Below are 24,377 nucleotides of genomic sequence, written 5' to 3' on the forward strand. Positions count from 1 at the left end.
TTACGAGGTCAGGAATATTTTAACCCTTTATCATGCGGTTTAATATTCTGACGGCATTAGGTTTTATTATTTTAATGCATTCTAAGTGCCGGGCGTTCAGGGCTTCTACTTATTATTCCTCTCGCGGTATCGCCGCATCTCTTTGAGTTTCTTCTCACTCAGTTGGAATCCAATAAATTTAACTGGAGTCGTAATGAAATTATCCAAAATCGCCCTGATGATGGCAGCGCTCACTGCCTCCTCGGCCGCCTGGTCGCACGGTTATATCGAAGTGCCCGAGAGCCGCGCCTACAAGTGCAAGCTGGGCAGCAACACCGACTGCGGCCGAGCGCAGTGGGAACCGCAGAGCGTCGAGCAGGTTTCCGGCTTCCCTGGCGGCGCGACGCCGCGCGACGGCCAGCTGGCCAGCGGCGGGGTGGGCGGGTTCGAGCCGCTGGATCGTCAGGGCGTCAACGTCTGGGCGTTGAACACCATGAAGCCGGGACCGCAGACGTTCACCTGGTACCACACCGCCAAGCACAAAACCAATAACTGGCGTTATTACATCACCAAACAAGACTGGGACGTGAATAAGCCGCTGTCGCGCGAGGCTTTCGAAAAAGAGCCGTTCTGTGAAGTCGATGGCCATGCTCAGGCGCCAAAAGATCGCGAAGTGCACCAGTGCGTGGTGCCGGAGAGAACCGGCTATCAGGTGATTTATGGCGTGTGGGAAATCAATGACACGGTGAACAGCTTCTATCAGGTGGTTGACGTCAACTTCGAGGACGACGGCGTCGTGTCCGAATGGCGCAAGCAGCTGCAAGGCTCTCTCACCGGCAAAAACCTGCAGGTTGGCGACAAGGTGATCGCCCGTTTCTTTGATGCGGACGGTGAAGTGCTGACGATGAAAACCGAGCTGGCGATTGACAGTGAGGCGCTGACCGACAAAAACCGCTGGAGCCACGCGCTGGCCAGCAAGATCAACGCCGAACAGAAAGCGGTGCGTGCCGGGGTGAAAGACGGTAAAGGCAACGTCAATCCGGTGTTTGGCAATAATGCGGTCTTTGCCAAACAAGGCAGCACGATGAAGAGCGTGGTGATCTCCTATGAGGAAGAAACGCCGACTATCACCGAAGAGATCCGCATCGGCAACCTGTCCAGCACCAAGATCAAGGACGGTAAAGCTCAGCTGACCTTCAATGCCGAGGTTAAAGGCAAATTGACCGTTGAAGCGCGCGTTTACGATCACGGCCAGACGGAAAAAGGCTACGTGAAAGAGACGCTGGAAGACGCCAGCCAGCCGCTGACCGTCGCGCTGAACAACGTCAGCGAGGGCCATCACATGCTGAAAGTGATCGCCAGCAACGACAATGGGCAGAGCATTCAGCCGGATATCGAAAACTTCAATCTGGAAGCTGAATCCACCGGCGGTGGCGGCAATGGCGACTACAACTTCGTCTTCCCGAACGCGCTGAGTAAATACACCGCCGGCACCACGGTGCTGCAACCGAAAGACGGCAAGGTTTATCAGTGCAAACCTTTCCCTTACAGCGGTTACTGCATGCAGTGGAACAGCGGCGCGACTCAGTTTGAGCCGGGCGTGGGATCCAACTGGCAGGACGCCTGGGTCGTGAAAAAGTAAGTGCGCATCGGATAGTCAAGCGGCCAATGATGGCCGCTTTTAAAGGAGCTTTATGTCACACGAACCTGCCCGTTACGATCTTTTCAGTCGGTTACTGCATTGGGGCATTGCCGCCGTGATGATCTACGTCATGATCGTGGGTTATTCACTGCATTTTATGGCGGATGCGCGCATCTTCGCCTTTTTCTCCGTGACCAATATGTCGTTGGCCTTGGTGCTGACACCGCTGATGGCGGCGCGCTTTATCTGGCGTTTTTTCCGGCCTAAAGTGCCTTATGGCGATATGCTGCAAGGGCGCGAGAAGGGGTTGGTGCATTTGCTGCACGAAATATTCTACCTGCTGATTTTCGTGGTGTTGCTGAGCGGATTTCTCATGCTGGAGCACGGCTTTGCGGTTTTCGGCGCGATCGATTTTCCCCGTCCGATTGCGAATCTTGAGGTTAATCGTTTCTTTTTCGCCGTGCACCGTTATTCATGCATCGCGCTGTCGGCCATGATTGTGCTGCACATCGCGGCGGTGATTAAGCATCACTGTTTCGCCCGGCGGGCGATTTTGCGCCGTATGCTCTGAGCCTGGCGGTGATGGATCACGCCGCCCGGCGCGGCGGCGTGGCAGCGATGGCCTCAGGGATATTCGCCGCGATGTGCACCACACAGGCAATGTGAGGCGAGCGTCTTCACGCGTGAATAGCGTTAAGGCGTAATACCCCGGGCATTAACCGAGAATTGTTGCTATTTATTATTAACGGCAAAGATGAGTGTAATTAACATTTCGTTGTCAATAGGAAAATGACCTATTCAACTTGAACATTGAAGCCGATAAAAGCATCGGCTCAACGCGTTGGGGGCTGATTATCTGACATATTTCCAAACGGAGGTGGGGATTTTGTCATACAGCTTGTTCATGGTCAGCTCCGCCAAACGATGATCGGCGGCTGAGTAAAACAGCTCCAGTTCATCATCGGAAAGCTCGTACTTATTTTTTTCAATAACACGTTCGAGAGTATCAATCGTGGTGCATTTACGTAAACGCATCAGATAGTCGGTTTTAGTCATGGTGGCCTTTTAGTTTAATAACCGTAAAATAGCTCGGGAATAATTATCCCCTAAGTTTTCATTGTCGTACAGATGTCCTCTCCTGAGAACATTCTGAATAATCTCGCCTTGGTTTTTTGCCAGCGGCGCAGGTCGGAATCATTGATACCGTAGCTGCTGAACAGCGTATAGGTATCGTCGAGATATTCCTCGACTAACTCCGACAAATCGGATTCGTCCATGTATTTAATTTTATAACTCATCACAAACGAAGCGATATGTTCGATCAACTCATTAAGCTGAAGGTTGACGGAGGATGTCGGATCGTTGACCCACCCGTGGTGGCTGTCTCCCAGGGTGGCGATACCTTCATCATACAAATTTTCGCACAAGAATTTGAGTTGAGCAATGTCGTGTCGCTTAGGCGAATACTCATCCATATCATCCCCTCCGTAAGTCTTAATGGCGGTGTTGATAACACTATGTGAGTAAGCTGATTTACATCATGAACGGAGGCAGCTTAACGGTGGTTAAATAAACTTCCCGTAAAATGAATATAAATCATTTTTTCGCGTTTGGCCTGCAGTTATTACGTAAACTTACAATTCATCCGCGGTTGATGGGCGTGAGTTATCAATGATGTCGAAGATTAAACCCCGTTGCGCCACACGGAACCGGACGCTATCGCTGATCGTGTCTTCGCTGTTGATATCCAGGCAAGCATTAAAAATGCCCCACTTATAGCGATAACTCATTGAATAATCGCTGTCACCTTGTTGCACTATATCAAGTATTTCTAATGAATCTTCGGCATAGCGTGCGCTTTCAGAATAAAAACTGAGTCCGCTGGTCAGCGACGGCACTAACTCCGCAATATTGTCATTAATCACTTTCTTTAATTTTTTAACAGAAAGTGCGTTGACGTCCAGGTTACAGGCAAGGGTAACAAGCATTAATCTCGGCCAACAACAATGTTATCTGCTCATCTTACTCCTTTTCCACTCGCGCCGGTAAATTTTTCGATTTACCGCTGTTTTTTTACCTTCCGCCAACATTTGCGTCGAACGGGAATATCCCTGAGTTTGATAAGGGGGCGAGGGGGGGACCTGCTGCGCGACGAGCTGTTACGTTCCGTTGCATTAATGAGTCCGGCAACGCTTGAGACATACCATTTATTGTGATGTTATATTGTAACTATAAGTCTGCTGCTTTGGTTATTCCCTTGATTTCCACTTCGCAAAATGACGCCGCGTCGTCACTGAATTCGTTGTTCACCACCTCCGCGGCCGTGCGCTGTGCGGGCGCTATCGTTTTGTTGACTCTGCTGTGGCTCGGCATTTTTTGGGCGGTGTCGCTGCCATGATTTCATTACGTCAGCTGACGATAGGCTATGGCGCCACGCCGCTTTTCCCGCCGCTGAGCGGGCAGTTTAGCGCCGGTTCGTTAACCGCGGTGGTGGGCGTCAACGGGGCAGGGAAATCGACGTTGCTGAAAACGCTCGCCGGTTTGTTGCCGCCCTTGGCGGGTCGCCTGGACTTTAGCGGTGAAAAGCCGCCGCGCAAGGCTTATTTACCGCAGCAGGCGGAGCTGGATCGGCAATTCCCGATCGCGGTGAGCGATCTGGTGGCGATGGGATGTTGGCCGCAAAGCGGCATGTTCGGCGGTATGAATCAGCGTGCGGCGAGCCAGGTTAATGAGGCGCTGGCGAGCGTCGGCATGAGCGCGCTGGCGCACAGTCCGGTGGGCGAGCTCTCCGGCGGCCAGCTGCAGCGGGTGCTGTTTGCGCGACTGCTGGTCCAACAGGCGCCGTTGATCCTGCTGGATGAACCCTTCACCGGCATCGACAGCGCCACTACGCAGATCCTGCTGCAGGTGATCGCGCAGCTGCACCAGCAGGGGAGAACGGTGATCGCCGTCCTGCATGACATGTCGATGGTCGCCGAGCATTTTCCGCAGGTGCTGTTGCTGACCCCGCAGGCGTGTCATTGGGGCGCGGCCGAGCGCGTGCTGGAACAGGTGCCGCGGTATCTCGCCGCCGAACGGCAGCCGGGCCTGCGGGTGGTGGCGCCATGATGCTGTTGCATGGGCTTATCGACCCTTTTCTCTCTTTCGGTTTTATGCGACGCGCATTGATGGCGTGTCTGGCGCTGTCGCTCAGCGCCGCCCCGCTGGGGGTGTTTCTGTTGCTGCGCCGCATGAGCCTGGTGGGGGATGCGTTGTCCCACGCGGTGTTGCCCGGCGCGGCAATCGGTTATCTGATTTCCGGCATGTCGCTGGTGGCGATGGGGGTGGGCGGCTTTATCGCCGGGTTGGCGGTGGCGATGCTGTCCGGCCTGGTGAGCCGCCGCACGCCGTTAAAAGAAGATGCCAGCTTCGCAGGATTCTATCTGGGCTCACTGGCGCTGGGGGTCACGCTGGTCTCGCTGCGCGGTTCCAGCGTAGATCTGCTGCACGTGCTGTTCGGTTCGATTCTGGCGGTGGATGCGCAGGCGATGCTGATGGTCGGTGCGATCGCCACGGTGTCGCTGCTGGCGCTGGCGGCGCTGTACCGCGCGTTAGTGATCGAATCTTTCGATGTGACTTTTCTGCGCGTCAACGCGCCACGCCGGTTGGCGCTGATCCACGGCCTGTTTCTGGCGCTGGTGGTGGTCAATCTGGTGGCGGGATTCCAGATCCTCGGCACCCTGATGTCGGTGGGGCTGATGATGCTGCCCGCCGCCAGCGCGCGCTTCTGGGCGCGCAATCTGCCGCAGACGCTGGCGGTGGCGATGGGCATCGGCGCGCTGTCCAGCCTGATTGGGCTGGTGTGGTCCTATTATGCGTCATTGCCTGCCGGCCCGGCGATCGTGCTCAGCGCCAGCGTCATCTTTTTCGTCTCGATCCTGTTTGGAACGCGCGGAGGCATTTGCGCCTTCGCGCGCCGTTGAGAAGTGCCCTTTGCAAGGAGAAAGTATGAAACGTTTACCTATATCGCTGGCGGTTGCTGCTCTGCTGGCCAGCCCATTGGCGATGGCGAAGACCGTCGACGCCGTCGCCAGCTTTTCCATTCTGGGCGATATCGTCAAACAGGTGGGAGGCGATCACGTCAAGGTTAGCACGCTGGTGGGGCCGGATGGCGATCCGCACAGTTTCGAGCCTTCGCCGCAGGACGGCAAGAAGCTGGCTCAGGCTGATGTGGTGTTCGTCAGCGGCCTGGGGCTGGAAGGGTGGATCGATCGCCTGGTCAGCGCTTCGGGTTATAAAGGGCAGGTGATCACCGCTTCACAGGGGATCAACACCCGCCAGATGGAGGAGGACGGCAAACCGATTACCGATCCCCACGCCTGGAACAGCATGAAAAACGGCGTGCAGTACGCCACCAACGTGATGAACGCCCTGATCGCCGCCGATCCCGAGGATGCCAACTATTTTCGCCAGCGCGGCGCCGAATACATTCAGCAGTTGCAAAAGCTGGATCTGTGGGCCAAAACCCAGTTCGCCGCTGTGCCGCCGCAGAAACGTAAGGTGCTCACCAGCCATGATGCCTTTGGTTACTTTGGGCAAGAGTATGGCGTCACCTTCCTTGCGCCGGTCGGATTTTCCACCGAGGCCGAAGCCAGCGCCAGCGATGTGGCCGGCCTGATCAAACAAATCAAACAGGAAAAAGTTAACGCTTACTTTATCGAAAACCAGACCGATCCGCGGCTGGTGAAACAGATTGCCGCCGCCACCGGCGCCAAGGCGGGCGGCGAGCTGTACCCTGAAGCGCTCTCGCGCGTGGGCGGCCCGGCGGCCACCTATGAGCAGGCGTTCAAGCACAATGTCGACGCGCTGCTGAGCAGCATGAAGTAATCTCCGCCCCCGCTTGCCGGCGGGGGCAGCTTGCAGGCACTTTCTCGCCATAAAAAAAGCCCCGTTGAGCAGCAACGGGGCTTTGCGACAGATAGCACTTTGGAGTTAACGCTTTTTCTTACGTCCCTGTACCGCTTTGAATCGCGGATTGCTTTTACAGATCACATAGATGCGGCCACGACGACGCACGACTTTGCAATCCGGGTGGCGATTTTTCGCCGAACGCAATGAACTCAATACCTGCATGGGGGTTCCTTGTTACTTATTGCCGATAAAGCGGCCAAAGCGCTGCTGGAAGCGCGCCGTGCTGCCTTCTTTGGAATAGTCTTTCTGCTTGCCGGTGTAATACGGATGCGAAGCGGAAGAGACGTCGAGGGTGACATACGGCCAGCTTTCGCCGTCCAGCTCGATTGTGCGATCGGTTTTGATGGTCGATCCCACTTTGAAGTAGGCGTTGGCGCTGACATCGTGGAACACCACGGTGCGATAATCGGGATGGATGCCGGGTTTCATAATGGCTCTCTCGTGTAATGTTATACTATAACAACAATTATGCGCCGACCGGGCATCACGATCAAGCGTAAATTGCACACACGAGTGAATTAATGAGAACGGTTTGCATTAAGCAACTGAAGCAAAAGAAAAAGGCCGCATGCGCGGCCTTTTCGATTATCGGGTAGAAATCTCTTCACTGAACGATCAGTGATGCTCTACCGGGTGGCTGTGTTCCAGGTCTTCGTTCTTCTTGCTGAAGCGGCGGCGAACCACCACGAAGAACACCGGTACGAAGAAGATCGCCAATACGGTCGCGGTGATCATCCCGCCCATTACGCCGGTACCTACCGCGTTCTGTGCGCCGGAGCCTGCGCCGCTGCTGATAACCAGCGGCAGAACCCCGAGGATGAAGGCCAGGGACGTCATCAGAATTGGACGCAGACGCATACGCACCGCTTCCAACGTCGCTTCGATCAGACCTTTGCCTTCTTTCTCCATCAGATCCTTGGCGAATTCCACGATCAGGATGGCGTTCTTCGCCGATAGACCGATGGTGGTCAACAGCCCCACCTGGAAGTACACGTCGTTATTCATGCCGCGCATCGTCGCGGCCAACAACGCACCGATAACCCCCAGCGGCAATACCAGCATGACCGAGAACGGTACGGACCAGCTTTCATACAGCGCCGCCAGACACAGGAACACCACCAGAATCGAGATGGCGTACAGCGCCGGCGCCTGGTTGCCCGACAGACGTTCCTGATAGGACATGCCGGTCCAGTCGTAACCGATGCCGCTTGGCAGTTTGGACGCCAGCTGTTCCATCAGGTTCATCGCTTCACCGGTACTCTTGCCCGGTGCAGCCTGGCCCAGAATTTCCATCGACGGCAAGCCGTTATAGCGTTCCAGACGCGGTGAGCCGTATTCCCATTTCGCCGAAGAGAAGGCGGAGAATGGCACCATCTGGCCGCTGGTACCGCGCACGTACCACTTGTTGATGTCTTCCGGCAGCATACGGAACGGCGCGTCTGCCTGTACATACACCTTCTTCACACGACCGCGGTCGATGAAGTCGTTGACGTACGAACCGCCCAGTGCGGTGCTCAGCGTGCTGTTGATGGTGGTGATGCTCACGCCCAGCGCCTTGGCTTTCTCCTGATCGACGATCAGTTTGAACTGCGGCGTATCTTCCAGGCCGTTCGGGCGCACGCCCACCAGCACGTCCGGATGCTGAGCAACCATGCCCAACAGCTGGTTACGCGCTTCGGTCAGTTTTTCGTGCCCCAGGCCGCCCTGGTCAATCAGCTCGAAGTCGAAGCCGGTTGCGGTACCGAGTTCGATGATCGCCGGCAGGTTGAACGGGAACACCAGGCCTTCTTTAATCTGCGAGAAGGCGCCCATGGCGCGACCCGCGATCGCTTCCACCTTGTTCCCGGCCCCTGGACGCTCACCCCAGTCTTTCAGGCTGACGAATGCCAGGCCGTTGTTCTGGCCGTTACCGTTGAAGCCGAAGCCCGCGACGGTAAACACCGAAACCACGTTGTCCTTTTCCTTGTTCAGGAAGTAGTCGGAGACTTCTTCCAACACCTTGTTGGTGCGGGATTCGGTGGCGCCGGCAGGCAACTGCACCATGGTCAACAGGATGCCCTGATCTTCGTCCGGCAGGAACGAAGAGGGCAGGCGCAGGAACAGCAGGCCCATGCCAACCACGATCAGCAGGTAGATGATCAGGTAGCGGCCGGTGCTGCGCAGGATGTTGCCCACGCTGTCGGTATAGTGATGCGTGCTCTTCTCGAACATGCGGTTAAACCAGCCGAAGAAGCCCGTTTTAACCCCGTGATCGCCTTTCGGGATCGGTTTGAGCAGGGTGGCGCACAGCGCCGGCGTCAGGATCAAGGCCACCAGCACCGACAGCGCCATCGCGGACACGATGGTGATCGAGAACTGACGATAGATGGCGCCGGTTGAACCGCCGAAGAACGCCATCGGCACGAATACCGCCGACAGCACCATGGCGATACCCACCAGCGCGCCCTGGATCTGGCCCATCGATTTACGGGTAGCTTCTTTCGGCGGCAGCCCCTCTTCGGACATGACGCGCTCGACGTTTTCCACCACCACGATGGCGTCATCCACCAGCAGGCCGATCGCCAACACCATGCCGAACATCGTCAGGGTGTTTATCGAGAAGCCGAACGCCGCGAGTATCGCAAAGGTCCCCAGCAACACCACCGGCACCGCGATGGTTGGGATCAGCGTCGCGCGGAAGTTCTGCAGGAACAGATACATCACCAGGAACACCAGGATGATGGCTTCGATCAGCGTTTTCACCACTTCGTTGATAGAGATCTTAACGAATGGGGTGGTGTCGTACGGATAAACCACTTTCATCCCTTGCGGGAAGAATGGCGCCATCTTGGCCAGCTCGTCTTTCACACCTTTGGCGGTGTTCAAGGCGTTGGCGCCGGTCGCCAGTTTGATACCCAGGCCGGCGGCAGGCTTGCCGTTATAACGCGCGGTAACGGCATAGCTCTCCGCGCCGCGCTCGATGTGAGCGACGTCGCGCAGGCGCACCTGGGAACCGTCGGTATTGACCTTCAGCAGGATCTTGCCGAACTCTTCCGGCGAAGTCAGACGGGTCTGCGCGATGATCGAGGCGTTCAACTGCTGCCCCGGCACCGGCGGCAGGCCGCCCAGCTGGCCTGCGGCGATCTGGTTGTTCTGCTCGGTGATGGCGGAGGTCACATCCGTGGTCGTCAGCTGGTAGTTGTTCAGCTTGTTCGGATCCAGCCAGATACGCATCGCGTACTGGGCACCGAACAGCTGCACTTCACCCACGCCGGACGAACGGCTGATCGGGTCCTTGATGTTGGACGCCACGTAGTCCGCAATATCGTCCTGAGTCATGTTCGGATCGTCGGAAACGAAGCCGGCCACCATCAGGAAGCTGCTGCTGGATTTTTCTACTTTCAGGCCCTGCTGCTGAACTTCTTGCGGCAGCAGCGGGGTGGCCAACGACAGTTTGTTCTGGACCTGAACCTGCGCGATGTCAGGATCGGTGCCGGACTCAAACGTCAGGGTAATGGTGACGCTACCAGAGGAATCACTGGTGGAGGACATGTACATCAGGTTATCGATACCATTCATGTTCTGTTCGATAATCTGTGTGACGGTATCCTGCACCGTTTTGGCATCTGCGCCCGGGTAGTTGGCGGAAATACTCACCGCCGGCGGTGCAATAGTGGGATACTGCGCGATTGGCAGTTTCATTATTGCAAGCACCCCCGCCAACATGACGATGATGGCGATTACCCAGGCGAAAATTGGGCGGTCTATAAAGAACTTAGCCATGTATTACAGGCTCCTTTTTATGACTTCTGCGCTTCAGACTGCGGCTGTTTTTGCGCCTGAGTGTCAACTTCCTGCACTTTTACCTGCGCGCCCGGATGCACTTTCATCAGGCCGGTGACGATGACGCGATCGCCGGCTTTCAGGCCATCGGTAACCAGCCATTTGTCGCCAATCGCCTGGTCCGCCTTCAGCGTGCGCAGCTCAACTTTGTTGTCTGCCCCTACCACCAACGCCGTCGCGTCGCCGCGCGGGTTGCGGGTGACGCCCTGTTGAGGCACCAGCAACGCATCGCTGCGTACGCCTTCGTCCAGACGGGCGCGCACGAACATGCCAGGCAACAGCGTATCGTTCGGGTTAGGGAACAGGGCGCGAATGGTGATGGAGCCGGTGGTCTCATCGACGGTGACGTCGGAGAACTCCAGCGTGCCTTCCTGCGCGTATTCGGTGCCGTTTTCCAGCATCAATTTCACTTTGGCCTTGCCGTTTTCCTGCTTCAGCGCGCCGCTGGCCAGTTCTTGTTTCAGGCGCAGGAAGTCGGTGCTCGACTGGGTGACGTCGACATACATCGGATCCAACTGCTGCACGGTGGACAGGGCGGTTGCCTGGCCGTTGCTGACCAGCGCGCCTTCGGTCACGGCGGATTTGCCGATGCGGCCGGAGATCGGAGAGGTCACCTTGGTGTACGCCAGGTTGATGCGCGCGGTTTCCACGGCGGCCTTGGCGGCCACCACGGCGGCATCCGCTTGCTGCAGCGTGGACACGGCGTTGTCATAGTCCTGCTTGCTGATGTAGCTGGTGCCCAGCAATGGCTTGTAGCGGTTTACCGTCACGCGTGCGATGGAAGCGCTGGCCTGCGCTTTGGCCAAATCGCCTTTCGCGCTGTCGTAGCTGGCCTGATAGGTCGCGGGATCGATTTGGTACAGAGACGTCCCGGCCTTGATATCGCTGCCTTCAACGAAGTTACGCTTCAGGATGATGCCGCTGACCTGAGGGCGAACTTCGGCGATGCGATACGCAGCGGTGCGGCCAGGAAGATCGGTAGTGATATTGAGAGGCTCGGCCTTCAAAGTGACTACGCCCACTTCAGGAGCCTGCTGTTGGGCGCCTTGCTGTTGGGTTTCTTTATCGTTACATCCTGTTAGCACTAAGCTGCCTGAAAGCATCAGAACGGCCGCCAGAGGCGTTAACCCTCTGTTTTTGTTCATAGAAAAACCTCAAGTGTCCGATTTCAAAATGATCAATGGATCACAAGCTTTAAAACCCATTGCTGCGTTAATTATATGTGCGTGCTATGGTACATACATTCGCGAATGTATGTAAATCACACTCCCCCTAAATAACAATGCCATGGCACGAAAAACCAAACAGCAGGCGCAAGAAACCCGACAGCAAATCCTCGATGCTGCGGTGAGAGAGTTCTCTGAACGTGGCGTTGCTGCAACGTCACTGACAGATATTGCCACCGCTGCCGGGGTTACGCGTGGAGCCATTTACTGGCACTTCAAAAATAAGGTAGACCTGTTTAATGAAGTTTGGGAATCTACCGAGCCGAAAATTGACCAGCTCGAAACAGAGTATCAGGCAAAGTTTCCCGATAATCCACTGCGGGTTATCCGGGAAATTCTGATTTACATTCTGACGTCTACGGTTGAAGACGGCCGCAGGCGGGCGTTGATGGAGATTATATTCCACAAATGCGAGTTTGTCGGTGAAATGATGCCGCTGCTGGATTCGCGCAAGGTGTTGTACCTCGCCGGCTACGAACGCATCGAAGCGGTGCTGTATAACTGCATTCACCACGAGCAATTGCCCGCCGATTTGCATACCCGCCGTGCGGCGATCATCCTGCGCGGTTATATCACCGGCCTGATGGAAAACTGGCTGTTTATGCCGGAAAGTTTCGATCTGCGGGCCGAAGCCGAAGCGCTGGTCGATGCGTTTTTGGAGATGCTGCAGTTTTGCCCCACCTTGCGCCTCAACCCCGACGTCGACCGCCTTCCTTTATAAGGAGAGATTTCATGTCATCAGTTGTTCTCATCGCCAACGGCGCCGCCTATGGCCATGAATCCTTGTTCAATGCGCTGCGGTTGGCCATCGCGCTGAAAGAGCAGCAAAGCAATCTCGACCTGCGGCTGTTTCTGATGTCCGACGCGGTGGTGGCCGGGCTGGCAGGACAGCAGCCGCACGAAGGATACCATCTGCAGCAGATGCTGGAGATCCTCACCGCGCAGCAGGTGCCGGTCAAGCTGTGCAAGACCTGCGCCGACGCGCGCGGCGTCAGCCGCTTGCCGCTGGCGGACGGCGTGGAGATCGGCACGCTGGTCGAACTGGCGCAGTGGACGCTGGCGGCGGAGAAAGTGCTCACTTTCTGATTTCGCGACAACGGGACATCATCGGCAACGTTTTTGTTGTTCGTTGCCCGCCGGCGATCGTGATAATCTTCAGGCTTCTTAACCGATCCGAAGCTAAATCATGCATCGCTGGTTGACTCTGCCCTCTCTGACGCCGCGCTCGTTTGTCGGCGCATGCCGGCGGCGCATCGCCGCCGCGACACTCCTTTTCCTGATTTGCGCGCTGAGCTCGCCGGCGCAGGCGGCGCTGAACGGCGATTTGCCGCAGCGCAGCGAAGTGCAAAGCCAGCTGGAAGCGCTGAGCAAGCAAAAAGCCCTGACGCCGGTCGAAAAGCTGTCCCAACAGGATTTAACCCGCACGCTGGAGCTGCTGGACGCCATCGAGCGCAATCGGCAGGACGCCGCGCAGCTTAAACAGCAGGTGCAGCAGGCGCCGGCGAAGCTCAATCAGGTGACCGCCGAACTGGATGCGCTGAAGCAGCCGGTAGACAATGCGGCGGCGCGCGCCGCGCTGTTGCCGCTGTCGCTGCGTCAGCTGGAAAGCCGGCTGTATCAAACGCTCGACGAGCTGCAAAGCGCGCAGGAGAGCCTCTCTACTTACAACAGCCAACTGGTGTCGCTGCAAACCCAGCCTGAACGAGTACAAAGCACCATGTACGCCGCTTCGCAGCGCCTGCAGGAGATCCGCAGCCAGCTCAGCGGCCAGACGCCGGGGCAAGATTCGCTGCGCAACAGCCAGCAGGTGATGCTGACCACCGAGCAGGCGTTGCTCAACGCGCAGCTGGAGCTGCAGCGCAAAAGTCTGGAAGCCAATACCACGCTGCAGGATCTGCTGCAAAAACAGCGTGATTACACCACGGCGCATATCGACGCGCTGGATCGCTCGGTACAGTTGCTGCAGGAGATCGTCAACAGCAAACGTTTGACGCTGTCTGAAAAGACCGCCAAAGAGGCGCAGAACCCGGAAGACGCCACCGATATTCAGCACGATCAGCTGGTCAGCAAGCAACTGGACGTCAACCGCCAGCTGAGCCAGCGGCTGATCGCCGCCACCGAAGAGAGCAACACCCTGTTCCAGCAGAACATTCGGGTCAAAAACTGGCTCGACCGCGGGCTGCAGGCGGAGCGTAACCTGAAAGAACAGATCCAGGTGCTGAAGGGCAGCCTGGTGCTGTCGCGCATCCTGTATCAGCAGCAGCAGAGCCTGCCGCAGGGCACGCTGTTGGCGGATATGGACACGCGCATCGCCGATTTGCGGCTGGAGCAGTTCGATATCAATCAGCAACGCGACGATCTGTTCAAGGGAGAGGATTACATCAACCAGCTGGTGGCCGAAAGCAAGGAAAAGGCCGGCCCGGAGGTGATCGACGCGTTAAACGAGATCGTCGATATGCGCCGCGAACTGCTGGATCAGCTGAACAAGCAGCTCAGCAACCAGCTGTCGCTGTCGATCAACCTGCAGATCAATCAGCAGCAGCTGACCAGCGTTTACGGTTCGCTGCAAGATACGCTGACCCAGCAGATTTTCTGGGTTAACAGCAACAAGCCGGTCGATCTGGCGTGGCTGAAGGCGATGCCGGAGGCGGTGCGCGATCAGATTGCCGGTCTCGATCTCAAATTCGACGGCGGCAAGCTGGTGCAGGGCGGGCTGAATGCGCTGGTGTTCCTGATCCCGATGCTGTTGGCGATCGGGGTATTGCGCTGGCGCTACCGGCTGATCGACGGCCATTTGCAAAAGCTGGCCAACGACGTGGGGCAACTTAAGCGCGACGGCCAACTGCACACGCCGAAGGCCATCGCGCTGACCTTGCTGAAAGTGTTGCCCGGCGCCGCGTTACTCCTCGGCGTCGGTTTCTGGATGTATCGCGCGGATTTCGGCATCAGCGACTTTATATGGGCATTGTCGCAGCAGCTGGCGCTGTCGTGGCTGGTGTTCGGCTTCAGCTATCGCATGCTGAAACCGGGCGGCATCGCCGAGCGGCATTTCAACTTCGGCGCCAACCTGTGCGCGCATTACCGCCGTCAGACGCTGCGGCTGGGGTTGGCGCTGCAGCCGTTGATCTTCTGGTCGGTATTGGGCGAGAAAGCGCCGCTGCGTCTGGTGGAAGACGTGATCGGCCAGATCGTGGTGATGTTGACGCTGGCGCTGCTCACGGTGCTGGTGTTCCCGCTGTGCCGCGACAGCTGGCGTGAAAAGGGCTCGCACGCCGTGCGGCTGGTGGTGGTCACCGCGCTGGCCGCCACGCCGCTGATCCTGCTGGGGCTGATGTTCGCCGGTTACTTCTATACCACGCTGCGGCTGGCCAGCCGCTGGATAGACAGCCTGTATCTGTTTTTCCTGTGGAATATCGTATACCTGACCGCGCTGCGCGGCCTGAGCGTGGCGGCGCGGCGTCTGGCTTACCGACGCGCGTTGGCGCGGCGGCAAAACGTGGCGAAAGAAGGAGCCGAAGGCGGCGAACCGGTGGTGGAAGAGCCGCCGCTGGCGCTCGATCAGATCAACCAGCAGTCGCTGCGCCTGACCACCCTGGTGCTGTTCGCCATTTTCGCCAGCGCCTTCTACGCCATTTGGTCGGATCTGGTGACGGTCATCGCTTATCTGGACAGCATCACGCTGTGGCATTACACCAGCACCGTGGCGGGCAGCAGCGTGTCGCAGGCGGTGACGCTGGGCAACATGATGGTGGCGATCGCCGCAGTGATTGTCGCCTACGTGCTCACCCGCAACTTGCCCGGTTTGCTGGAGGTGGTGGTGCTGTCGCGGCTGCAACTGCGGCAGGGGGCGTCTTACGCCATCACCACCGTGCTCACTTACCTGATTACCGCCGTGGGCGCCGTGGTTGCGCTGGGATCGCTCGGCGTATCCTGGGACAAACTGCAATGGCTGGCCGCCGGTCTGACGGTCGGGCTGGGCTTCGGCCTGCAAGAGATCTTCGCCAACTTCGTCTCCGGCCTGATCATTCTGTTCGAACGCCCGATCCGCATCGGCGATACCATCACCATCGGCACCTTCTCCGGTTCGGTCAGCAAGATCCGCATTCGCGCCACCACCATTACCGACTTCGATCGCAAAGAGGTGATCATTCCGAACAAGGCGTTCGTCACCGAGCGGCTGATCAACTGGTCGCTGTCCGATACCATCACCCGCGTGCTGATCAAGGTCGGCGTGGCCTACGGCTCCGATCTCGACAAGGTGAAAAAGGTGCTGCTGCAGGCGGCGCACGACAACCCGCGGGTGATGACCGATCCCGAACCGCAGGTGTTCTTCCTCAACTTCGGCGCCAGCACGCTGGATCACGAACTGCGGCTCTATGTGCGGGAACTGCGCGATCGCAGCTACACGGTGGACGAACTGAATCGCTCAATCGACCGCTTGTGCCGGGAAAACGGCATCGACATCGCCTTCAACCAGCTGGAGGTGTATCTGCATAACCAGCAGGGCAATGAAGTGCAGGAAGTGAAAAGAACGCTGTCGCCGGACGACGGCGGCCAGACGGCGGCGGATAAGCAATGAGAGGCGAAAGGGACAGCGGCGCTGTCCCCGGTTACTGTCCGGCAGGCAGATAGGGAGAGGTGACGCCGGCGCGCTGCAGCTTTTCCTGATAATCCCGTTTGACGATATCCAGCGCCGCCAGCGCGGTGGCCGGATCGATCTCGTTGCATTCCAGCAGGTAAATCAAGTCTACCGCCAGCTGCAGTTCGGGTGAGGCGTTTTCCAGAGACATAGCACCTGCGCTTATTTAATTAATGGGATGAATAACTCGGGTATCGGCAGAGTATAGTGAACCCGGCGCGCAACCGGGGAATAATCATTAAAATATTGTGATAAATCTTCAAAAACCGTTTTCTTTGCGCTCGATATTGCGCTCGATGCGCGCCAACGCCTGACGACAGCGCATCAGCCGCCCCTCCAGCGCCGCCAGCTCGTGCTGCAGCTTTTGCTGGGCCGCCAGCGTGGTCTGGCGCCCCAGCAGGCTTTCCCGATCCTGAATCATGGCGATCAGCCGGCGTTCGTAATCCTGATGCTCGGCCAGCTTGTGGTAGAGATCGACCTCGGGGGCTTCCTTCGGCTGATTCTTGCGCCGCAGCGCCTGGGTCGCCAGCTCGCGCTGCAGGGCGGCGATCTGAGCCACCAGTTTTTCGGCCAGAAAGGCCACCTGGCTGGCGCGGCTGTCGTTAGCGGCGTTTTGCAGCTGGGCGAAGTTTTTCTCCACTTCGGCCAGGTAGTCGCGCAGCCGCGTGCCGCGGTTGGCGAACAGGGCGGCGTCGAACCGCGCCTGCGGGATCGGGGCGTCGCCGCGCGGGCTGACTTCGGCCGCCAGCGCCGCAATCTGCTGTGCCAACACCTGTAATAGACGCTGAGTGCTCACATAAGCTCCCTCTTGATTTCAACAGGCGTAAGCTTGCCCGCGAAGCCGCCGTGAAACAAGCGCCGTATGCATATTCCGCCGGCGCGGCGCCGATGCTACAGTAAGCCGCAACCGATTGAGGAGCGAAGAACCGCATGACGCGTGGGTTATTGATCATTTTGGGCTGGTTGGCGGTGGTGCTGGCGACGTTGGGCGTGGTGTTGCCGCTGTTGCCGACCACGCCGTTCCTGCTGTTGGCCGCCTGGTGCTTCGCCCGCTCTTCGCCGCGCTTTCATCACTGGCTGCTGTACCGTTCCTGGTTTGGCCCTTATCTGCGCCATTGGCAGCAGCATCGCGCGCTGCCGCCGGGGGCGAAGTGGAAAGCGGTGCTGGTGATCGTGCTGACCTTCGCCTGTTCGCTGTGGCTGGTGAAAATCTGGTGGGTGCGCGGGCTGTTGCTGCTGATGTTGGCCATTTTGCTGACCTTTATGCTGCGCCTGCCGGTTATTGATCTGCCGCAACAAAAACAGCGCTGATTGTACCTTAAACTTCTCAATAGCTTTCAAGCCGCAGCCAGGCGACAAACGCAGGCATCCCCGGGAGCTTACTTAGGTAAGTAATGCGTGCGGTCAACAACGCTGCGGGTTGAAAGATGCAGGGGAGAGTTGCATTTGTCCGCCAGTTTGCATAGATTTGGGCGTTTTCGTGCGCGGATCGCCTGCCATTTTTTCTCCGGTGTGTTTCACCCGGGGGCGGCGGGTGAGCGGCGCGCCGGTTTTCAGGCAGTTTTATCAGGCAACAATTATGACCGCTACTGCGCAGCAGCTTCAGTTTATTAAAGACAGTATCAAAACCATCCCGGATTATCCGAAGCCGGGCATCCTGTTCCGCGACGTGACCAGCCTGCTGGAAAACCCGTTGGCCTACGCCGCCAGCATCGAGCTGCTGGTTGAGCGCTATCGCGAAGCGGGCGTGACCAAGGTGGTGGGTACCGAAGCGCGTGGTTTCCTGTTCGGCGCGCCCGTCGCGCTGGCGTTGGGCGTCGGTTTCGTGCCGGTGCGCAAACCGGGCAAACTGCCGCGCGCCACGCTCAGCGAAAGCTATGAGCTGGAGTACGGCACCGACAAGCTGGAGATCCACACCGACGCCATCACCGCGGGCGACAAAGTGCTGGTGGTGGACGATCTGCTGGCGACCGGCGGCACCATTGAAGCGACCACCAAACTGATCCGCCGTCTGGGCGGTGAAGTGAAAGACGCCGCGTTCATCATCAACCTGCCGGATCTGGGCGGAGAAGCGCGACTGAACAAGCTGGGCATCGACTGCTACTGCCTGGTGGACTTCGCCGGTCATTGATGCGGCATCGCCCCTTGGGCACAACGGCCTCGCGGATTGCCGCGGGGCTGTGTTAGCATGACCCTCCAGATTACTCGACTTCTCCGGTATTAATGAGCTATCAGGTTCTCGCCCGTAAGTGGCGCCCTCAAACGTTCGCAGACGTGGTCGGCCAGGAACATGTCCTGACCGCGCTGGCCAACGGCCTCTCGCTGGGGCGGATCCATCACGCCTATCTGTTCTCGGGCACGCGCGGCGTGGGGAAAACCACCATCGCCCGCTTGCTGGCCAAAGGCCTGAACTGTGAAACCGGCATCACCGCCACGCCGTGCGGCCAATGCGACAACTGCCGCGAGATCGAGCAGGGGCGCTTCGTCGATCTGATCGAGATCGACGCCGCTTCCCGAACCAAGGTGGAAGATACCCGCGATCTGCTGGACAACGTTCAGTACGCGCCGGCGCGCGGCCGCTTCAAGGTCTACCTGATCGATGAAGTGCACATGCTCTCGCGCCACAGCTTCAACGCGTTGCTGAAGACGCTGGAAGAGCCGCCGCCGCACGTCAAATTCCTGTTGGCCACCACCGATCCGCAAAAATTGCCGGTGACCATTCTTTCCCGCTGCCTGCAGTTTCACCTCAAAGCGCTGGACGTCGATCAGATCCGCCAGCAGCTGGAGACTGTGCTGACGGCGGAGCAGATCACCAGCGACGCCCGCGCGCTGCAGCTGCTGGCGCGCGCCGCCGACGGCAGCATGCGCGATGCGCTGAGCCTGACCGATCAGGCGATCGCCATGGGGCAGGGGCAGGTGACCGCCGCCACCGTCAGCCAGATGCTCGGTACGCTCGATGACGAGCAGCCGCTGGCGATCCTCGAAGCGCTGGTCAGCGCCGACGGTGAAAAGGTGATGGCGCAGGTCGCGCAGGCCGCTTCGCGCGGCGTGGATTGGGAAAACCTGCTGGTGGAGACGCTGGCGTTGCTGCACCGCATTGCGATGGTGCAACTGCTGCCTTCGATGCTCGACAACCACTACGCCGCCGTGGAACAACGGCTGCGTGAGCTGGCGCGCACCCTGCCGCCGGCCGATGTGCAACTCTATTACCAGACGCTGTTGGTGGGCCGCAAAGAGCTGGCCTATGCGCCGGATCGCCGCATGGGGGTTGAGATGACCCTGCTGCGCGCGCTGGCGTTTCACCCGAAAGCGGTGATCCCGGAGCCGGTGGCGTTGGTGCAGACCGCGCCGGCGCCGATGGCGCAGCCGCAGCAGGCCGCATCGCCACAGCCGCCGCAGTTTCAGGACGCGCCGCCGCCGCTAGGGCAGCCGGCCGCGCCGCAGCGACAATCATCGACCCCTTTACCGGATGCCACCGCCCAGCTGTTGAAAGCGCGGTCCCAGCTGCAACGGCAGCAGGGAGCATCCACACCAAAAAAGAATGAGCCGGCGGCGCCAGGAATAGCGCGGCCGGCAAACTCGGCGCTGGGGCGTTTGGCTTCCGTGACCGAGCGCAGCCAGCAGCGCCTGGCGGAGAAGAAGGTGCCGGAAAAACCGGCGAAACCGGAAGCCTATCGTTGGCGCGCGCAGACCGAGCCCGAGGCGGCGCCGGAACCGCTGGCGACGCCGAAAGCGCTGCGCACGGCGTTGGAGCACGAGAAAACGCCGGAGCTGGCCGCCAAGCTGGTGGTGGAGTCGCTGGAGCGCGACGCCTGGGCGGCGGAAATCGATAAGCTGAAGATCCCGAAACTGGTGCAGCAGCTGGCGTTGAACGCCTTCAAGCAGCAGCCGGAGCCGGGCAAGATTAGCCTCCATCTGCGGTCTTCGCAGCGCCATCTGAATTCGCCTTCGGCGCAGAAGACGCTGGCCGACGCGCTCGGTGAGCTGTACGGCAGCCCGATCGAGCTGACCGTGGTGGAGGACGATAATCCGGCGGAGCGCACCCCGCTGGAATGGCGACAAGCCATCTATGAGGAAAAGCTGGCGCAGGCGCGCCAGTCCATCGAAGCGGATACCAACATTCAGACGCTGCGCCGATTCTTCGACGCGGATCTGGATGAAGAGAGTATTCGCCCCCTTTAAACGCTGCGCGATGTGCGCGGCCCTAGCGACGAGAGACGACTATGTTTGGTAAAGGCGGTCTGGGCAACCTGATGAAGCAAGCCCAGCAAATGCAAGAAAAAATGCAGCAGATGCAGGAAGAAGTCGCCAAATTGGAAGTGACCGGCGAATCTGGCGCCGGCCTGGTGAAAGTCACCATCAATGGCGCGCACAACTGCCGCCGCGTGGAAATCGATCCAAGCCTGATGGAAGACGACAAAGAGATGCTGGAAGATCTGATCGCCGCTGCGTTTAACGACGCCGCGCGCCGCATCGAAGAGACCCAGAAAGAGAAAATGGCCTCCGTCTCCAGCGGCATGCAGTTGCCGCCTGGCTTCAAGATGCCGTTCTGATGCAAACCAGCCCGCTCCTTGAATCCCTGATGGAGGCGCTGCGCTGCCTGCCGGGCGTCGGCCCGAAATCGGCGCAGCGCATGGCGTTTCAGCTGCTGCAGCGCGATCGCAGCGGCGGCATGCGTCTGGCGCAGGCGTTGACGCGCGCGATGTCGGAGATCGGCCACTGCGCCGATTGCCGCACCTTCACCGAGCAGGACGTCTGCACCATCTGCGCCAATCCGCGCCGCCAGCAAAACGGCCAGATTTGCGTGGTGGAAAGCCCGGCGGATATCCACGCCATCGAGCAGACCGGCCAGTTCGCCGGGCGCTACTTTGTGCTGATGGGGCATCTGTCGCCGCTGGACGGCATCGGGCCGGGCGATATCGGTCTGGATCGCCTGGAGCAACGGCTGGAAAAGGAAAGCATCACCGAAGTGATCCTCGCCACCAACCCGACGGTGGAAGGGGAGGCGACCGCCAACTACATCGCCGAGATGTGTGGCCAGTATGGCGTGCTCGCCAGCCGCATCGCCCACGGCGTGCCGGTGGGCGGCGAGCTGGAGATGGTCGACGGCACCACGCTGTCGCATTCGCTGGCGGGGCGCCACGCCATCAAGTTCTGATGTTTTCCCGGATGGGGCCGCCCGGCCCCATTGTTTTTTGCCAAAAATTTCCCGCCGTCCGCTTGAAAAACAAGACCCTGACCCTCATCTGATCCTCATTGTTCGATTTTGGTAGCCATTGTCTTTTGAGGTAATCAATGAGTATGAAAGGTCAAGAAACCCGCGGGTTCCAGTCTGAAGTAAAACAGCTGCTTCATTTGATGATCCATTCGCTGTACTCCAACAAAGAAATTTTTCTGCGCGAGCTGATCTCCAACGCCTCTGACGCCGCCGACAAGCTGCGCTTCCGCGCTTTGTCCGCGCCGGAGCTGTATGCCGGCGATGGCGAGCTGCGCGTGCGTTTGTCCTTCGATAAAGAGCAGCGCACCCTGACCATTGCCGACAACGGCATCGGTATGCGCCGCGAAGAAGTGATCGAAAACCTCGGCACCATCGCCAAATCGGGCACCAAAGCGTTCCTGGAATCCATCGGTTCCGACCAGGCGAAAGACAGCCAACTGATCGGCCAATTCGGCGTCGGTTTCTACTCGGCGTTCATCGTGGCGGACAAAGTGACCGTGCGCACCCGCGCGGCCGGCGCCGCCGATGACGAGGGCGTGTTCTGGGAGTCCGCCGGTGAAGGCGACTACACCATCGCCGACATCACCAAAGAGACCCGCGGCACCGAAATCACCCTGCATCTGCGCGAAGGCGAAGATGAGTACCTCGACGCCTGGCGCCTGCGCTCGGTGATCGGCAAATATTCCGATCACATCGCCTTGCCGGTGGAGATCGAAAGCAAGAACGAAGAAGACGGCACCGTCACCTGGGAGAAGATCAACAAGGCGCAGGCCCTGTGGACCCGCAGCAAGGCGGACGTGACCGACGAAGAGTACAAAGAGTTCTACAAGCACATCGCCCACGATTTCACCGATCCGCTGAGCTGGAGCCACAATCGAGTGGAAGGCAAGCAGGAATATACCAGCCTGCTGTATATCCCGGCGCAGGCGCCGTGGGACATGTGGAACCGCGATCACAAGCACGGCCTGAAGCTGTACGTGCAGCGCGTGTTCATCATGGACGACGCCGAGCAGTTCATGCCGAACTACCTGCGCTTCGTGCGCGGCCTGATCGATTCCAACGATCTGCCGCTGAACGTATCGCGCGAGATCCTGCAAGACAGCCGCGTGACGCAGAACCTGCGCGGCGCGCTGACCAAGCGCGTGCTGCAGATGCTGGATAAGCTGGCCAAAGACGACGCCGAAGGCTACCAGAAATTCTGGCAGCAGTTCGGTCTGGTGCTGAAAGAAGGCCCGGCGGAAGATAACGGCAACCAGGAAGCGATCGCCAAACTGCTGCGCTTCGCGACCACCCACGGCGACAGCTCGGCGCAGACCGTGTCGCTGGAAGAGTACGTCGGCCGCATGGCGGAAGGGCAGGAAAAGATTTACTACATCACCGCCGACAGCTACGCCGCCGCCAAGAGCAGCCCGCATCTGGAGCTGTTCCGCAAGAAAGGCATCGAAGTGCTGCTGTTGTCCGATCGCATTGACGAGTGGATGATGAGCTACCTGACCGAGTTCGACGGCAAGCCGTTCCAGTCGGTCAGCAAGGCGGATGAAACGCTGGATAAACTGGCGGATGAAACCGAAGAGCAGAAGGCGGCCGAGAAGCAGCTGGAACCGTTCATCGAACGCGTGAAAACCCTGCTGGGCGACCGCGTGAAGGATGTGCGTCTGACGCACCGCCTGACCGATACGCCGGCGATCGTGGTGACCGACGCCGACGAGATGAGCACCCAGATGGCCAAGCTGTTCGCCGCTGCGGGCCAGCAGGCGCCGGAAGTGAAGTACATTTTCGAGCTTAATCCTGAGCATGCGTTGGTCAAACGCGCATCCGACGTGGGCGATAACGAACATTTCGCCGAGTGGATCGACCTGCTTTTGGATCAGGCGCTGTTGGCTGAACGCGGCACGCTGGAGGATCCGAACCTGTTCATCCGCCGCATGAACAAGTTGCTGTCCGCCTGAAGTTGATTATATGCGCCCTTAACGGCACCGTTAGGGGCGCATTTCCGGTTTTTCCCCGCATTTTCCCCTCTTTTGTTCGCTTGAATTTTTGCATGTTCCGCAATCGATTTCCTTCGCGCGCCTTGAGCCTGCCCCCCCTGAAATGGTATCGTTGAGCGTTTTCGCAATTTTATAAAAACTACATAGCAAGGGGATTTACGCAATGCGTATCATTCTGCTGGGCGCTCCGGGCGCTGGTAAAGGTACTCAGGCTCAATTCATCATGGAGAAATACGGCATTCCGCAAATCTCCACCGGTGATATGTTGCGCGCAGCCGTGAAGGCCGGCAGTGAACTGGGCAAGCAGGCGAAAGAGATCATGGACGCCGGCAAGCTGGTGACCGATGAGCTGGTGATCGCGCTGGTCAAAGAGCGCATCGCTCAGGAAGATTGCCGCAAGGGCTTCCTGCTGGACGGTTTCCCACGCACCATTCCGCAGGCTGACGCGATGAAAGAAGCCGGCATCAACGTGGACTTCGTGCTGGAGTTCGACGTGCCGGACGAGCTGATCGTTGACCGCATCGTTGGCCGCCGCGTGCACGCGCCGTCCGGCCGCGTATACCACGTGAAGTTCAATCCGCCGCAGGTGGAAGGCAAAGACGACGTGACCGGCGAAGAGCTGACCACGCGCAAGGACGATCAGGAAGAGACCGTGCGCAAGCGCCTGGTGGAATACCATCAGATGACCGCGCCGCTGATCTCTTACTACAGCAAAGAAGCGGCAGCGGGTAACACCCAATACCGCAAAATCGACGGCACCCGCAAGGTCGCCGAAGTGAGCGCAGAGCTGGCGACCATCCTCGGTTGATCGCAAGCGGATTGTGCATGACGCCGGGCCTGTGGCCCGGCGTTTTTTTTTGCCGTTTTCCCGCCAAATTGTGATCGCGGCGGCTTGTTGCGGCCGTGCCCATTA

Annotated in this window: 24 protein-coding genes and 1 other annotated feature; of the genes, 15 read left to right on the plus strand and 9 right to left on the minus strand. The window is 58.7% G+C overall.

Annotation, left to right across the window (positions count from 1 at the left end):
• Nucleotides 1-193: 193 nt before the first annotated feature.
• Both gbpA and ACP3TA_RS10950 read left to right on the plus strand, forming a co-directional pair.
• A complete protein-coding gene (gbpA, locus tag ACP3TA_RS10945) occupies nucleotides 194-1,621 on the plus strand; it encodes an N-acetylglucosamine-binding protein GbpA (protein WP_046688371.1) in 1,428 nt (475 codons plus the stop codon).
• Nucleotides 1,622-1,673: 52 nt separating this feature from the next.
• Entirely contained in the window at nucleotides 1,674-2,192 is a 519-nt protein-coding gene (locus ACP3TA_RS10950; protein ID WP_206196019.1) for a cytochrome b, read from the plus strand.
• A gap of 281 nt (nucleotides 2,193-2,473) precedes the next feature.
• Here the strand turns inward: ACP3TA_RS10950 and ACP3TA_RS10955 are convergent, their stop codons facing one another.
• From ACP3TA_RS10955 to ACP3TA_RS10965, 3 genes are all read right to left on the minus strand, one after another.
• Nucleotides 2,474-2,677, minus strand: a complete 204-nt coding sequence (locus tag ACP3TA_RS10955) for an HHA domain-containing protein (protein ID WP_004940313.1) — start codon at nucleotides 2,675-2,677, stop codon at nucleotides 2,474-2,476.
• 50 nt (nucleotides 2,678-2,727) lie between these two features.
• Nucleotides 2,728-3,096, minus strand: a complete 369-nt coding sequence (gene tomB / locus ACP3TA_RS10960) for an Hha toxicity modulator TomB (protein ID WP_004940312.1) — start codon at nucleotides 3,094-3,096, stop codon at nucleotides 2,728-2,730.
• 159 nt (nucleotides 3,097-3,255) lie between these two features.
• Entirely contained in the window at nucleotides 3,256-3,609 is a 354-nt protein-coding gene (locus ACP3TA_RS10965; protein WP_047025751.1) for a hypothetical protein, read from the minus strand.
• A 406-nt stretch (nucleotides 3,610-4,015) separates the two neighbouring features.
• On the opposite strand from ACP3TA_RS10965, the gene ACP3TA_RS10970 reads away from it, so the two are divergent.
• From ACP3TA_RS10970 to ACP3TA_RS10980, 3 genes are read left to right on the plus strand one after another with little or no spacing between them, the layout of a single operon-like run.
• Complete coding sequence (locus tag ACP3TA_RS10970) at nucleotides 4,016-4,729, plus strand: metal ABC transporter ATP-binding protein (RefSeq protein WP_193159773.1); 714 nt, start codon at nucleotides 4,016-4,018, stop codon at nucleotides 4,727-4,729.
• Nucleotides 4,726-5,583: a metal ABC transporter permease gene (locus tag ACP3TA_RS10975; protein ID WP_047572431.1), complete on the plus strand. Its 858-nt coding sequence runs from the start codon at nucleotides 4,726-4,728 to the stop codon at nucleotides 5,581-5,583. The genes ACP3TA_RS10970 and ACP3TA_RS10975 overlap by 4 nt, the downstream gene beginning before the upstream one ends.
• A 25-nt stretch (nucleotides 5,584-5,608) precedes the next feature.
• On the plus strand, nucleotides 5,609-6,487 hold the full coding sequence (locus tag ACP3TA_RS10980) for a metal ABC transporter substrate-binding protein (protein ID WP_033642106.1): 879 nt from the start codon (nucleotides 5,609-5,611) through the stop codon (nucleotides 6,485-6,487).
• Between the two features lie 105 nt (nucleotides 6,488-6,592).
• Here the strand turns inward: ACP3TA_RS10980 and ykgO are convergent, their stop codons facing one another.
• The 4 genes from ykgO to sdeX form a co-directional block, all read right to left on the minus strand.
• Complete coding sequence (gene ykgO / locus ACP3TA_RS10985; protein ID WP_004940304.1) at nucleotides 6,593-6,733, minus strand: type B 50S ribosomal protein L36; 141 nt, start codon at nucleotides 6,731-6,733, stop codon at nucleotides 6,593-6,595.
• A 12-nt stretch (nucleotides 6,734-6,745) separates the two neighbouring features.
• Entirely contained in the window at nucleotides 6,746-7,000 is a 255-nt protein-coding gene (locus ACP3TA_RS10990; RefSeq protein WP_004940303.1) for a type B 50S ribosomal protein L31, read from the minus strand.
• Nucleotides 7,001-7,186: 186 nt separating this feature from the next.
• Nucleotides 7,187-10,333: a multidrug efflux RND transporter permease subunit SdeY gene (sdeY, locus tag ACP3TA_RS10995; RefSeq protein ID WP_060659858.1), complete on the minus strand. Its 3,147-nt coding sequence runs from the start codon at nucleotides 10,331-10,333 to the stop codon at nucleotides 7,187-7,189.
• Nucleotides 10,334-10,350: 17 nt separating this feature from the next.
• Nucleotides 10,351-11,538, minus strand: coding sequence for a multidrug efflux RND transporter periplasmic adaptor subunit SdeX (sdeX, locus tag ACP3TA_RS11000; protein WP_033642108.1), 1,188 nt, complete (start codon nucleotides 11,536-11,538; stop codon nucleotides 10,351-10,353).
• 142 nt (nucleotides 11,539-11,680) lie between these two features.
• On the opposite strand from sdeX, the gene acrR reads away from it, so the two are divergent.
• From acrR to mscK, 3 genes are all read left to right on the plus strand, one after another.
• Nucleotides 11,681-12,340, plus strand: a complete 660-nt coding sequence (acrR, locus tag ACP3TA_RS11005) for a multidrug efflux transporter transcriptional repressor AcrR (RefSeq protein WP_033642109.1) — start codon at nucleotides 11,681-11,683, stop codon at nucleotides 12,338-12,340.
• Between the two features lie 11 nt (nucleotides 12,341-12,351).
• A complete protein-coding gene (locus tag ACP3TA_RS11010) occupies nucleotides 12,352-12,705 on the plus strand; it encodes a DsrE/DsrF/TusD sulfur relay family protein (RefSeq protein WP_033642110.1) in 354 nt (117 codons plus the stop codon).
• Nucleotides 12,706-12,805: 100 nt separating this feature from the next.
• Nucleotides 12,806-16,198 (plus strand): mechanosensitive channel MscK, encoded by a 3,393-nt coding sequence (mscK, locus tag ACP3TA_RS11015; protein WP_046688376.1) that lies wholly within the window; start codon nucleotides 12,806-12,808, stop codon nucleotides 16,196-16,198.
• A 31-nt stretch (nucleotides 16,199-16,229) separates the two neighbouring features.
• Here mscK and rsmS read toward each other — a convergent pair whose 3' ends face one another.
• Entirely contained in the window at nucleotides 16,230-16,409 is a 180-nt protein-coding gene (gene rsmS / locus ACP3TA_RS11020; protein ID WP_016928837.1) for a pleiotropic regulatory protein RsmS, read from the minus strand.
• Nucleotides 16,410-16,517: 108 nt separating this feature from the next.
• Entirely contained in the window at nucleotides 16,518-17,054 is a 537-nt protein-coding gene (gene priC, locus ACP3TA_RS11025) for a primosomal replication protein PriC (protein WP_033642112.1), read from the minus strand.
• 134 nt (nucleotides 17,055-17,188) lie between these two features.
• Between priC and ACP3TA_RS11030 the strand changes: the two genes are divergently transcribed.
• The 7 genes from ACP3TA_RS11030 (at nucleotide 17,189) to adk (ending at nucleotide 24,272) form a co-directional block, all read left to right on the plus strand.
• Nucleotides 17,189-17,569, plus strand: a complete 381-nt coding sequence (locus ACP3TA_RS11030; protein ID WP_016928835.1) for a DUF454 family protein — start codon at nucleotides 17,189-17,191, stop codon at nucleotides 17,567-17,569.
• A 268-nt stretch (nucleotides 17,570-17,837) separates the two neighbouring features.
• Complete coding sequence (apt, locus tag ACP3TA_RS11035; protein WP_019454166.1) at nucleotides 17,838-18,389, plus strand: adenine phosphoribosyltransferase; 552 nt, start codon at nucleotides 17,838-17,840, stop codon at nucleotides 18,387-18,389.
• Between the two features lie 92 nt (nucleotides 18,390-18,481).
• The gene (dnaX, locus tag ACP3TA_RS11040) at nucleotides 18,482-20,440 is read left to right on the plus strand and encodes a DNA polymerase III subunit gamma/tau (RefSeq protein ID WP_042783807.1); all 1,959 of its coding nucleotides are present in this window, start codon (nucleotides 18,482-18,484) and stop codon (nucleotides 20,438-20,440) included.
• Nucleotides 19,773-19,837: a sequence feature (DnaX frameshifting element), on the plus strand. It overlaps the preceding gene by 65 nt.
• A gap of 41 nt (nucleotides 20,441-20,481) precedes the next feature.
• Complete coding sequence (locus ACP3TA_RS11045) at nucleotides 20,482-20,811, plus strand: YbaB/EbfC family nucleoid-associated protein (RefSeq protein WP_004940264.1); 330 nt, start codon at nucleotides 20,482-20,484, stop codon at nucleotides 20,809-20,811.
• On the plus strand, nucleotides 20,811-21,416 hold the full coding sequence (gene recR, locus ACP3TA_RS11050; protein ID WP_004940263.1) for a recombination mediator RecR: 606 nt from the start codon (nucleotides 20,811-20,813) through the stop codon (nucleotides 21,414-21,416). Before ACP3TA_RS11045 ends, recR begins: the two co-directional genes overlap by 1 nt.
• 143 nt (nucleotides 21,417-21,559) lie before the next feature.
• Nucleotides 21,560-23,425: a molecular chaperone HtpG gene (htpG, locus tag ACP3TA_RS11055; RefSeq protein WP_033651110.1), complete on the plus strand. Its 1,866-nt coding sequence runs from the start codon at nucleotides 21,560-21,562 to the stop codon at nucleotides 23,423-23,425.
• Between the two features lie 202 nt (nucleotides 23,426-23,627).
• Nucleotides 23,628-24,272 carry an adenylate kinase gene (gene adk / locus ACP3TA_RS11060; protein ID WP_004940261.1) on the plus strand — a complete coding sequence of 215 codons (645 nt, stop codon included), beginning with the start codon at nucleotides 23,628-23,630 and terminating at the stop codon, nucleotides 24,270-24,272.
• Nucleotides 24,273-24,377: the final 105 nt, after the last annotated feature.

Source organism: Serratia sp. 2C06, from assembly GCF_050037615.1.
Lineage (GTDB): Bacteria > Pseudomonadota > Gammaproteobacteria > Enterobacterales > Enterobacteriaceae > Serratia > Serratia ureilytica.